This is a genomic window from Pseudomonas sp. Eqa60, assembly GCF_018326405.1.
In the GTDB taxonomy this organism is placed as follows: domain Bacteria; phylum Pseudomonadota; class Gammaproteobacteria; order Pseudomonadales; family Pseudomonadaceae; genus Aquipseudomonas; species Aquipseudomonas protegens.
In genome coordinates, this window is sequence record NZ_AP024342.1 from 3,129,474 (window position 1) to 3,141,420 (window position 11,947).

Sequence of the window (11,947 nt, forward strand, 5' to 3'; positions counted from 1 at the left end):
ATGGAAGTTTTTTATGGGCGAGCAGGCTACTGCCGAGGTAAAGGCTTGGTTTACGCAGTGATGAGGGCGTGATGCCCGGATGGCTTGGGGTTTGGGGCCGGGCGGGGCGCGATGGCGTGAGTCGAAGTTGTCTTGCTTACATGCGGGTAGTAACTGGGTGTTTAACTAATCGCTGTGTTGGATATGAACTTTGTGTGTCGAATTAGTTTAGTTATTAGTTGCGGATGAAGTCTTTAGGAAAATTCTGAAAGCCGGTTATTTCGGCAGCTCAATCTATTTGAGGCTGCCGATGCGCGCATCTTGTGAAAGTTATTGTTTGGCCATGACTGCCAGGAACAACTCTGATGCGAGTTGCTCCTGCAACCACTCCTGCAAGGAGCGATAAGGCGTCTGGGCAAACCACTCCCGGTCCACATGGGCAAACTGGCGAACAAACGGCAGCAGCGCCATGTCCGCCAGGCTCGGATGCGCCGCCAGCAGATAGCGGCGCTGCTGCAACAGGCTATCGAGGCGCGCCAGAAACGCCTCGCCCTGGGCCCGGTAGTGCTCCATGGGCGCCTCGGGGTAGCGCTCGGCGTACTTGTAGCGATTGAGGTGCACCTTGAACACCTGGTCATTCTCGGCAATCAGCGCCGCCATCTGCGCCTGGGCCGTCGGGTCCGCCGTGAGCCGCCAATCCTCGGGGTCATGCTGGGCCAGGGCCCAGTGCATGATCTCCAGGCTTTCATCGATCACCCGATCCTCCAGTGCCAGCACCGGCACCGTACCCTTGGCCGACAGCGCGAGCATCTCGGCCGGCTTGGCCTTGAGGCTGACTTCGACAATCCGCATTGGCACCCCGGCATAGCGCAGGGCCAGCCGCGCACGCATGGCGTAGGGGCAGCGGCGGAAGGAGTAGAGGGTCGCCCCCGGCGTTTGCAGCGTGCTCATTTCACCTCCAGGGTGCTCAGGCCATTGCCCTGGCGGCTGACCTTGATCTGTACCGGAATCCGTTCGTGCATTTCCTGTACGTGGGAGATCACCGCCACCTTGCGGCCCTGGGCCTGCAGGCCGTCGAGGGCATCCATGGCCAGTTGCAGGGACTCGGGGTCGAGGCTGCCGAAGCCTTCGTCGATGAACAGCGATTCGATCTTCAGGGTGCTGGAAGCCATGGAGGCCAGCCCCAGGGCCAGGGCCAGGGACACCAGGAAGGTTTCGCCGCCGGACAGCGAGTGCACCGAGCGCAGTTCGTCGCCCATTTCGGTGTCCAGCACCAGCAGGCCGAGCATGCTGCCACCACGCTTGAGGCGGTAGCGGCGCACCAGTTGGCGCAGTTGGGCATTGGCGTGGTGCACCAGCAGGTCGAGGTTGTAGGCCTGGGCGATCTTGCGGAACTTGTCGCCTTCGGCCGAGCCGATCAGGGCGCTGAGCCGGGCCCAGCGCTGCCACTGGGCGTAGGCCTGTTCAAGGCGTTGGTTGAGGGCCTGGTTGGCGGCCTGGCGGCGCTGGTCCTCGCTTTGCCGTGCACGCAGGTCCGCCACCTGTTGTTCGCTGGCCTGGGCCTGTTGCTGCAGCTGTTCCAGGGCCTGGGCCAGTTGTTCGGTCTCCAGGTTGCCGTTGTGCTGGGCCTGATGCTGTTCCAGGCGCTGCTGGCGTTCCTGCAGCAGGACCTTGGCCTGCTCGATGGCCTTGTCGTTGTCTTGCAGGCGCTGGCGCAGTTGCTGCACCTGTTCTTCGTCCAGCTCCAGCAACTGTTGCAGGCCGGCGTCATCCAGTTCCGGGTGCCCGGCGCGCCACTGCTCGATGCTGGCGGCCAGCTGCTGTTGTTCGCTTTCCAGGGCTTGCAGGCGTTCTTCCCGGGCCTTGAGCTCGGCGCCCAACTCGATCGCTTGCTGGTGCAGTGCCTGCTGCTGTTGCTGGGCCAGGGCCTGGGCGCTGCGGGCCTGGTCCACGGCTTGCTCCAGGTGCTGCTGCCAGTGCTCGGCGCTGGGCTGCTGGCCCAGCAGTTCGGCGAGCCTGTGCTGGCAGGCCTGTTGCTGCTGGTGCAGGGTGTCGAACTGCTGTTGGGCCTCGGCCAGTTGCTGCTGGCGGGTCAACTGGCGGTCCTGTTCCTTTTCCAGGGTCAGCTGGCGCTGTTGCTGTTCTTCGGCCTCTTCCTGCTGCTCGCGCAGTTGCTCGATGCGTTGCAGCACCTGCTGGTCGAGCTGCATGAAGGTGCTGGCCGGGTCGCGGCGCAGGCCGTCGAGGACCTCTGCCGGCAGCAGGTGGCTGAAGCTGGCCAGTTCCTCGTCCAGGCGCTGGCGGTCGGCGCTCAGTTGCTGCTGTTGCTTGTCCAGGTGCTGGGCGGCCTGCTGGCTGGCGTCGATTGCCGCCTGCAGCTGGTTTTGCAGGCGCGCGGCATCTTTTTGCAGGGTCAGCAGGGCGCCCTGGCGGTTTTCGTCCTGGGTGATGCTCTGCTGCAGCTGGTCGAGTTGCTGTTGCAGCCAGGCGTCGCGCTTGGGCGGGTCCTGGTCCAGGAGGCTGGCGCTCAAGGGGTGGGCTTGCAGGCTTGGGGCCAGGGCTTGCTGCTGGCTCGCCAGTTGTTCCTGCTGCTGGAGGAATTCCTTCTGCTGGGCGATCAGCCCCTGGACCTGGGCCCGCAGTTCGTTGAGCTGTTCCTTGAGGCTGTCCACCGTCTTGCGGGCGCTGGCTTCCTCGTTCTCGTCGTGGCGCCCGAGGCTCTGCAGCAAGGCTTCAGGCTGGTGGTAGGGGTGCTCGACGCTGCCGCACACCGGGCACGGCTGGTCGCTCTGCAATTGGGCGCGCAGTTCCTCGACACTGGCGCTGCGGGCCAGCCGCTGGCGCTCCAGCAGGGCCTGGGTGACGCTCAGGGTCTGCTCGGCCACCACCAGCTCGGCCTTCGCCTGCAGGCCGACCTTGTTCAGCTCCTCGCGCTGGGCGGCCACCGCCTGCTGCCTGTCCTGCAGGGCCTGGCCGCGCTGGTCCAGTTCGCGTTGCTGGGCCCAGAGCCGGGCCAGCTCTTCGACGGCGCGCTGCTGCTTGCGGTTGTCCTGGAGCAGGGTGCCGAGCAACTGGATCTGCTCGGCCACCGCCTGGGGCTCGGCCCCGGCTTCGCTGTAGAGCAGTTCGAGCTGCGTGCGTTGCTCGCTCAGTTGCTGGGCGGCGCTGCTGGCGCGCTGTTCCAGGGCCGGCAGTTCGGCCTGGCCCTGGTGCAGGCGATTGCCGATCAGCATCAGCTGTTGCAGGCGTTCGCGGTAGGCGTTCCAGGCGTCGCTCAAGGGGGCGAGGGCGACGCTGTGGGCCAGTTGCCCGGCGATCCGCTCCAGGCGTTCGCCCACCAGGCGCTGTTTTTCCAGCAGTTGCTGGATGCCTTGCTGGCCCTCGGTGCTGGCCTGCTCGGCGCGGCTGCGTTGGGCCTCGGCCTGGGCCAGGCTCTGCCCCAGGCGCTCCAGGTTGGCCTGTTCGGCAAAGGCTTCGCGCAGCAACGGGGCGCTGGTGCTGTGCTGTTCCTGGGCCTGGGACAGGGCCGTGCCGGCGTCCTGCAGTTGCTGTTGCAGGCGTTCCTGCTGTTGTTGCAGGGCGCCTTGCTGTTCGACCTGCTGCTGGATCTGCTGGCGCAACGGCAGCAGGCTGGCGCCCAGCTCTGCCTGGCGCAGGAACTGGTGCCGCTGCGGCGCCAGTTGTTCCAGGCGTTGCAGGCGCAGGCGCTCCGGGGCCAGGGCCTGGGCGTCCTGTTCGGCCGCTTGCAGTTGTTCGGCGGCGCTCTGCCGGGCTTCCTGCCACTGGCGTAGTTCCTTGAGCCAGACGTGCTGGGCTTCCAACTGCCTGAGCTGGGCCTGTTGCTCCTTGAGCTGTTGCTGGGCCTGGCTCAACTGCTGTTCAAGCTCGGCCCGGGCCTCGGGCTCCAGCGGGCTGATGCCGCTGGCCTGGGCCTTGAGCTCCTTGTGGGCGTCTTCGGCCTCCTTGCTCTTGCTGTAGGCGCGGCGCCCCAACTGGCTGTAGACCGCAGTGTTGGTGAGCTTTTCCAGCAGCTCGCTGCGTTCCTTGTCGTCGGCCTTGAGAAAGGCGCTGAACTCGCTCTGGGCCAGCATCACCGCCCGGGTGAACTGTTCGAAGTTGAGCCCCAGGCGGGCCTCGATCAGTTGCTTGTATTCGCTCTTGCTCTGGTTGCTCAGCAGCTGTTCGCTGTCCAGGTCGGTGAGGTTCTGCCGGCTGCCTTGCAGCTTGCCGGTGGCTTTGTCGCGGGCGCGGTTGGCTTCCCAGCGGGCGCGGTAGCGACGGCCGTCGATGCCGACAAAATCCACCTCGGCATAGCCGCTGCCGGTGCCGCGGCGCAGCAGGGTGCGCGGGTCGCTGGTGAGGATCTCGCTGTCGACCTCGGGGACCTTGGTCTCGCGGCCGATGTTGTTCAGCCGCGGCACCGCGCCGAACAGCGCCAGGCACAGGGCATCCAGCAGGGTGCTCTTGCCGGCGCCGGTGGGCCCGGTAATGGCGAACAGCCCGGCGCTGGCCAGGGGCTCGGCGGTGAAGTCGATCTCGAAGGGGCCGGCCAGGGAGGCCAGGTTCTTCAGGCGGATGGCCAGGATCTTCATGGCTGTTCACCTTCTTGCTGGACGTCCTGCAACAGCAGGGCGAAATCCTTGAGGGTGGCTTCGTCCACCTCGTTGGCGTAAGCGTCGCGCCAGGCGCGGCGGAACAGCTCTTCGGGGGTCAGCTGGTCCAGCTCGATCAGCTCGGCACTGGCCTCTTCACCGTCACCTGCGCCCTTGCCGGCGTATTCGGCGGCGATCCGCACCAGGCGCACGGCCTTGCCTTGCAGGGCGCTTTCCACTTGCTGGCGCAGGTCCGGCTGGGGCTCGTCCAGGCGCACCCGCACTTCCAGCCAGGGCTGGCGCTGTTCTTCGGCCAGCAGGTCGATGTCCGGCAGCTCGCCGAGCTGGGCCAGGATGTCCCCCAGGGGGGCCGGGCCCAGGCGTTGCAGGTTGACCGCCCGGGGAATCAGCCGCGGTTCGACGCTGACCAGGGTCTCGCCGTCCAGGCGCACGTCGAGGATCTGGTGCTGATAGTTGATCTCGGAAAACGACAGGGGAATCGGCGAGCCGCTGTAGCGGATGCGCTCCTCGCCATTGACCTTCTGCGGCTTGTGCAGGTGCCCCAGGGCCACGTAGCTGACGTCCGCACCGAACAGGCTGGCGGGCAGGGCCTCGGCATTGCCGATGATCAGGCTGCGCTCGGAGTCTTCGGACACCGAGCCACCGGCCATGTGCGCATGGCTCACGGCGATCAGGGCCTGCCCCGGCTGGCGCTTGGCATTGGCCGCGGCGATCAGCCATTCATGGACCTGGGCGATGCCCTTGAGGTAGTCGTCTCCCAGGTGCGGGCCGGTGACTTCCGCCGGGCGCAGAAAGGGCAGGGCCAGGCACCAGCCGGCAATCGCTCCGCTGGCGTCGGGCAAGGGCAGCAGCAGGCGTTCGGCATCCAGCTGGCCGTCATCCAGCCACAGCACCCGGCCCAGGGCGTGGGTGCGCAGGCGGCGCATCAAGGGCGCCGGCAGCTCGATGCGCGAGCCGGAGTCGTGGTTGCCGGCGATCATCACGACGGTCAGGGCCGGCTGCTGCTCGTGGGCGCTGACGATGAAGTCGTAGAGCCGCTCCTGGGCGCTGACCGGCGGGTTGACGGTGTCGAAGATATCGCCGGCGATCAGCAGCACATCGGGCTGTTCGTGCTTGAGCTGGCGCAGCAGCCACTCCAGGAAACAGGCGTGTTCGAAGTCGCGTTCCTGGCCGTGGAGGTTCTGGCCCAGGTGCCAGTCGGAGGTGTGAAACAGACGCAAGGCAGGCTCCGCATGCAAAAGGCTTGGCCGCACATAAGGGTGACCGCGGCGAAAGGGCAGAGAGTTTACTGGCAAATGCGTGTTCATGCCCGGCGCTGCGGTAAATGCAGGCGAGATTGGCCCAACGGCTTGGCTCCAGGTAGGTGGCTGTAGGAGCTGGCTTGCCAGCGAAAGGGCCCGCCCGGGCGCTGCATGACTTACGGGCCTCTTCGCCGGCAAGCCGGCTCCTACGTGGCAGGGGGCTGCGCGGCTGCTGTCACTTGGGGTACAGCGGCGGCAGGCTGGTGGTGTCCGCCACCGGGTCCTGGACCCGTTCGTCGATCGGGATGGCGCGTATCGCTCGCCACAGTTCCTCGCCCTGCCAGTACTGGCCGGTCTCGCTGTAGAGCGCGCCGTTGAGGCCGTCCAGGGCGTCGGACAGCGGCACGAAGCGCGCGGCCATTTCGGCCAGGGTTTCGGGCTGTTGCCGGGCCCAGGCGTCCAGGGCCTGGCGGGTGGCCTGGGGGTCGTTGGCCTGGCAGGCACGCTTGAGGTCGTCCAGCAGCGAGCGCGGGCTGGGGCCGGTCTGGGTGGCGCGCAGCACCGCCGGCTGCCAGCGGGCGCGCCACCACAGGCCGAAGCCCAGCAGGGTGGTGCAAGCCAGCAGCAGGGTGCTCAGTTGCCACAGCCACAGGTTGCCGCTGTCGGGCGCGGCCGAGGCGTTGCCTGCCGGGGTGTCCACCACCAGGCTGGGGTTGTTCGCCACCTGCAGGGCCCGCGCCGGCAGGCTGGTGCTTTCCAGGCGGTCTTCGACGGTGTTCCACCAGGTCACTTCAATGGCGGGCAGTTCGACGTTGCCGGGGCGGGTGGGCACCAGCGCCTGGCGGTCTTCGCGAATGCCCAGAAGGCCCTGTTCAACGTGCTGGTTGCTCAACTGCGGCTGGTCCGGGTAGCTGCGCAGGCCATTGACGTCGGCCAGGGGCAGCGGCGGCAACTGGGCGCTGGACAGGCCTTCGGCGCGCAGGGTCAGGCTGCGGGTCAGGGAGTCTCCGACCTGAGGGTGCTCGGGCTCCGGGCTCCAGCTTTCGCTCAGGCTCAGGCTGCGGGCCGGCAGCCAGGGCGCGTCGGCCGGGTAGGTGGCGGGCTTGGCCTTGACCTGCAGGCTGATGTCACTGGAGCTGACGTGGATCAGCTTGCCGGCCCGGGGCGTCTGCGAGCTGGTTTCCTGGCCCGGGTCCGGGTTGGCCAGGGTGGCGCTGAAGGTCAGCGCGGGAATCTGCAACGGCCCGCTGCGCTGGGGATAGAGCGCGTAGCGCATCTCGATCACCCCGTGGCGCACGCCATTGATGAGCTTTTCGTAGGTGCGCGGCTCGCCCAGCTGTTCCACCCGGGTGTCGCTCAGCAGCAGCGGGCTCAGGCTGCTGTCGTCGAACAGCGGCACCGAGTGGTAGATGTGCAGGGTCAGCAGGGCCTGGGCCTGGACATAGACGCTGGGCTGGTCGAGCTCGGCTTCGATGAACACCGGTTCCAGGCGGGCGTTCTGGTCCTGGGCCGGGCTGGTGTTGACCTGCAGGCTCAGGGGCTGGCTCTGCAGGCTGCCCAGTTGCAGCGGGGCGATTTCCAGGGTGCCGGTGTGGCGCGGCAGCAGGGTGACGATCCAGCGGGTACTGGCGTGGTTGTCCCCCAGGCCGTTGAGCTGGTTGACCTGGCGTGTGCCGCGCACCTCGAATTGTGCCTCCAGGGGCGCCAGGTCCGGCTTGCCGAACTGGGTGACATCGGTGGACTCCAGGGTCAGCTCGACGGTTTCCCCGGAATTGACCTGGCTGCGGTCCAGGCTGGCGAGCAGGCCGGCAGCCTGGGACTGGCCAGTGCAGAACGCGAGGGCAAGCAGTAGGGCGGTGCAGCGGGTCATCGAGTTTTTCCCTGATCCTGATGTTGTTGCTGTTCGTACCAGAATTTGCGCCTGAGCAATTCACCCGGGTCGTCGGGGATCTTGCGCAGCCATTGTTCCAGCGCCTGCTGGTGTTCAGCGTCCAGGCTGTCCTCCACCGGGCGCAGCGGGGTGGTGGTGTGCTGGTCGTCCAGCTCGCTGCCGGGCACTTCACTGTGGCCGGCGGCCTGTGGATCCGGCGGCGGCGTGTCACCTTCGTTGGCCGGCGTCTGCGCCGGGTCCTGCGGGCCATCGCTGCCCGGTGGTTGCTGGGTGGCTGCACCGCTGGGGCCCGGGCGGGTGTCGTCGCCTTCGGGGGTGTCCGGCTTCTTCGCCGGTGGCGGTGTTTGCGCCTGGGCCTGTTGCTGTTGCAGCAGGCTTTCCACCAGGGCCTTGTTCTGCAACGCCGGTTGCAGATCCGGCTGGCGTTCCAGGGCCTGCTCGTAGGCGTCGATGGCGGCTTCCAGCTCGCCGCTGCGGGCCAGGGCGTTACCGCGATTGTAGTGGGCGCGGGCGTCGTTGCCCTCGGCGAAACGCTCGGCGGCGGCAGTGTAGTTGCCGGCTTCGTACAAGGCCACGCCTTGCCATTGCGGGTCCTGGAAATGCCGCGCGGCCTCCGCCGGGCGCTGCTGTTGCAGAAGCCGCTGGCCCTGCTGGTCGGGGCGCAGCCACAGGTCATTGAAGTCGAAGGCGTAGCTCGGTTGCGGCACGGCGAACAGCAGCAGGGGCAGGCAGAACAGCCAGCCCCGGCGCCCGGCGCAGGCGGCCAGCAGCAACAGCGGCAGCAGCAGCCAGTAGCCCTGGTCGGCCCAGGTATCCAGGCGCAGGGTCTGGCCGTCGCTGCGCAGGCCTTGCGGGCCGCCCAGCAGGCCCAGGCCGCGCAGGTCGCTGTCGTCCAGGCGCGCCTGGCGGTAGCGCCCGCCCACGTCGCCGATGAAGTGCTTGAGGTCCGGGCTGTCCAGGCGCGATACCAGGATCGCGCCCTGGTCGTCCTTGAGGTAGCTGCCGTCTTCCTGGGCCACCGGGGCGCCGTCGCGGCTGCCGAAGCCGAGCATCAGCAACTGCGGGGCGTCGCCCTTGAGCGCCTGGCGGATGCCCTGGCGTTCCTCTTCGTTGAGGGAGGAGGCCATCAGTAGCACCCGGCCCTGGCCCAGGGCCCCCTGGTCCAGCAGCTTCAGGGCCTTGAGCAGGGCCAGGTCGGCGCGCTGGCCGGCCTGGGGCATGATCGACGGCTTGAGGGCGTCCAGCAGGTTGCGGCTGGTGGCCAGGTCATCGGACAGCGGCACCAGGGTGTGGGCGCTGCCGGCGTAGACCACGATGGCGGTCTGCGCGTCGCTGCGCAGTTGCAACAGGTCCAGCAGCTTGTGCCGGGCCTGCTCCAGGCGATCGGGCGGCACGTCGTTGGCGAGCATCTGCGGGGTCAGCTCCAGCAGCACCACCAGCGGGTCGGCGGGTTTCTGGCTGGTCTGTTCCACCCGCTGCCAGCTGGGGCCCAGCAGGGCCAGCACCGCCAGCAGCCAGGCCAGGCCCAGGGCCACCCAGGGCAGCTTGCTTTCGCGGCCATTGCCGCCGCTGAGCAGGGCGGCGTGAAAGGCCGGGGGCAGGATCATCTGCCAGCGCCCGGCGCGTTTCTGCCGGTGCCAGAGCTTCCACAGCAGCAGCGCCAGCAGGGGCAGTACCAGCAACCAGCCGGGGCGGAACCAATGGGGCCAGAGGCTGATCATCGACGCCTCCGCAAGCGCAGGCGCTTGAGCCGCTGGCGCCAGTCATGGGCAGGCAGCAGGAAGTTCGACTGGGTGAAGAAGCGTTGCAGCGGGTTCTGCGGCCAGCGCTCGCGCAGCACCAGCAGCACGCTGAGCAGCAACGCCGTGGCCAGGGGCCAGTGGTACAGGGCCTGGGCCGGGCGTGCCTGGGTCGGTTGCTGGGCCACCGGTTCCAGTTGGTCGAGGGTTTGCTTGATCGCTTGCAGCTCCTGGCCGTCCCGGGCGCGGAAATAGCGCCCGCCAGTGACTTGCGCCAGCTCCTTGAGGGCCGGTTCGTCCAGGTCCAGGCTCGGGTTGATGCCCAGCACGCCGAGGGTGGCGCTCTGTTCCGGGTCGGCGCCGATGCCGATGGGGTAGATCTTCACCCCTTCCTCGGCGGCCAGCCGGGCGGCGGTGATGGGGGCGATCTCGCCGCCGTTGTTGGCGCCGTCGGTGACCAGGATCAGCACCCGGCTCTGGGCCGGGCGCTGGCGCAGGCGCTTGAGGGCCAGGCCGATGGCATCGCCGATGGCGGTGTTCTTGCCGGCGATGCCGATCTTCGCTTCATCCAGCCAGACCCGCACCGTGTGCCGGTCGAAGGTCAGGGGTGCCTGCAGGTAGGCCTTGCTGCCGAACAGGATCAGGCCCACCCGATCGCCTTCGCGGTGTTCGAGAAAGTCCCCCAGCAGGTGCTTGACCAGGTTCAGGCGGCTGACGTCCTCGTCCTGCCATTGCATGTCGGGGAAATCCATGGAGCCGGAAACGTCCACCGCCACCAGCAGGTCGCGGCCGCTGGCGGCCACCGGCAAGGGGTCGCCCAGCCATTGCGGGCGCGCGGCGGCCAACAGCAGCAGGAGCCAGAGCAGGATGAAACGTACCTGCTGGCGCCAGGCCGGGAGGTGGGCGCGGGCCCGGCGCTTGGACAGGCCTTCCAGGTCACTGAGAAAACTGACTTTCAGCGCCGGCTCGCCACTGTCGGCCACCGGCAGCACCAGGCGCAGCAGCCAGGGCAGCGGCAGCAGGACGAAGACCCACGGCCAGGCGAACTCAAACATGCTTGCGAATCCAGGTGTCCACCGCCTGGGTCAGGCCGGCGATGGCTTTGTCGTCGAGCTTGCACTCGGGCTTGTAGGCGCCTTCCACCAGCACCATCCAGCGGGTCAGGCCGGCGGCCGGGCAACGGTTGTCGAGGAACGCCAGCCATTTGCGCCCGTTCAGGGTGTGGCTCTGGCTGTAGGGGTAATGGTTGCGGCACAGGCGCTTGAGCAGGGCATTCAAGGCCTGCAGCCAGGCGCCGGCGGGGGCACCGTCATAGGGCTTGGGCAGCAGCGCCAGTTCTGCCAGGGCGGCCAGGCGCACCGGGTCCAGGGGCTGCTCGCTGCGGGCGCGCACGGCCTTGCGCGGCCACAGGTGGCGCCAGTGCCAGAGGGCCAGGCCCAGCAGCGGCAGCAGGATCGCCAGCAGCCACCAGCCCGGGGCTGGTGGCCACAGGCTCACCGCGGGCGGCGGCAGCAGCGGTTGCAGTTGTTCCAGGCTGCTCATCGGCCGGCTCCGGGGCGCTGCGGGTTGAGGTACTCGCGCAGCTGCTCGACCATCTCGCTCTGGGTGCTCAGGGGCATCAGCAGCACCCGCAGCTTTTGCGCCAGGCGTTCCCAGCGGGCGATGCGCGCTTCGCTCATGGCGCGGTAGGCCTGGCGCAGGTCGTAGTTCAGGGTGTCCAGCTCCAGCTGGGCGCCGCGTTCGGCAAAGCGCAGCAGGCCGGCGGCGGGCAGGGCGTGGTCCAGAGGGTCGGAAAGGGGCATCAACAGCAGGTCGCAATGGCGCGACAGCAGGCTCAGTTGCTGCTCGGCGGCGTCGCTCAGGGCGCGTTCGTCGCAGATCACGATCACCAGGCTGCCGGGGCGCAGGACTTCGCGCCCGCGCAGCAGCGCGGTGCCCAGGGCGTCGCGCTGGGGCCGGGCTTCGCTGTGCAGCGACTGGTTGACCCGCACCAGGCGGTTGAGCAGCTGCAACAGGCTCTGCTTGCTGCGCCGCGGCTTGATCTCGTAGTGCTCGTCGTCGCCGTAGACCAGCCCGCCGACCCGGTCGTTATGGCCCAGGGCGGCCCAGCCGATCAGGCTCGCGGCCTGGGCGGCGAGCACCGACTTGAACATCAGCCCCGAGCCGAAGAACAGCTGGCGGCTCTGTTCCACCATGATGAAGATCGGCCGCTCGCGCTCTTCGTGGAACAGCTTGGTGTGCGGTTCCTGGGTGCGCGCGGTAACCCGCCAGTCGATGGTGCGCACGTCGTCGCCGGCCTGGTAGACCCGCACCTGGTCGAAGTCCACGCCGCGCCCGCGCAGCTTGGAGTGGTGCAGGCCGATCAGCGGGCTGCGCTGGCTGGGGGTGGAGAACAGCTGCACCTCGCGCACGCGATGGCGCATCTCGATCAGCTCGCCGAGGGTGATGCGAATGCCGGGTTCGGCAACGGGCTGGGTCATGGGC

General features: G+C 68.1%; 8 protein-coding genes. All 8 read right to left on the minus strand.

The window, feature by feature from the left end; all coding sequences use genetic code 11:
- Positions 1-309 precede the first annotated feature (309 nt).
- Positions 310-930: a glutathione S-transferase gene (locus KI242_RS14505; RefSeq protein ID WP_015635417.1), complete on the minus strand. Its 621-nt coding sequence runs from the start codon at positions 928-930 to the stop codon at positions 310-312.
- On the minus strand, positions 927-4,571 hold the full coding sequence (locus KI242_RS14510; protein ID WP_212806304.1) for an AAA family ATPase: 3,645 nt from the start codon (positions 4,569-4,571) through the stop codon (positions 927-929). Before KI242_RS14510 ends, KI242_RS14505 begins: the two co-directional genes overlap by 4 nt.
- Positions 4,568-5,812 (minus strand): exonuclease SbcCD subunit D C-terminal domain-containing protein, encoded by a 1,245-nt coding sequence (locus KI242_RS14515; protein WP_212806305.1) that lies wholly within the window; start codon positions 5,810-5,812, stop codon positions 4,568-4,570. The genes KI242_RS14510 and KI242_RS14515 overlap by 4 nt, the downstream gene beginning before the upstream one ends.
- Before the next feature lie 256 nt (positions 5,813-6,068).
- A complete protein-coding gene (locus tag KI242_RS14520) occupies positions 6,069-7,703 on the minus strand; it encodes a BatD family protein (RefSeq protein ID WP_210672069.1) in 1,635 nt (544 codons plus the stop codon).
- A complete protein-coding gene (locus tag KI242_RS14525; RefSeq protein WP_212806306.1) occupies positions 7,700-9,445 on the minus strand; it encodes a tetratricopeptide repeat protein in 1,746 nt (581 codons plus the stop codon). Before KI242_RS14525 ends, KI242_RS14520 begins: the two co-directional genes overlap by 4 nt.
- Positions 9,442-10,518, minus strand: coding sequence for a VWA domain-containing protein (locus KI242_RS14530; RefSeq protein ID WP_011061030.1), 1,077 nt, complete (start codon positions 10,516-10,518; stop codon positions 9,442-9,444). The genes KI242_RS14525 and KI242_RS14530 overlap by 4 nt, the downstream gene beginning before the upstream one ends.
- Complete coding sequence (locus KI242_RS14535) at positions 10,511-11,005, minus strand: DUF4381 domain-containing protein (protein ID WP_011061031.1); 495 nt, start codon at positions 11,003-11,005, stop codon at positions 10,511-10,513. The genes KI242_RS14530 and KI242_RS14535 overlap by 8 nt, the downstream gene beginning before the upstream one ends.
- The gene (locus KI242_RS14540) at positions 11,002-11,943 is read right to left on the minus strand and encodes a DUF58 domain-containing protein (protein ID WP_011061032.1); all 942 of its coding nucleotides are present in this window, start codon (positions 11,941-11,943) and stop codon (positions 11,002-11,004) included. The genes KI242_RS14535 and KI242_RS14540 overlap by 4 nt, the downstream gene beginning before the upstream one ends.
- Between the last annotated feature and the right edge of the window lie 4 nt (positions 11,944-11,947).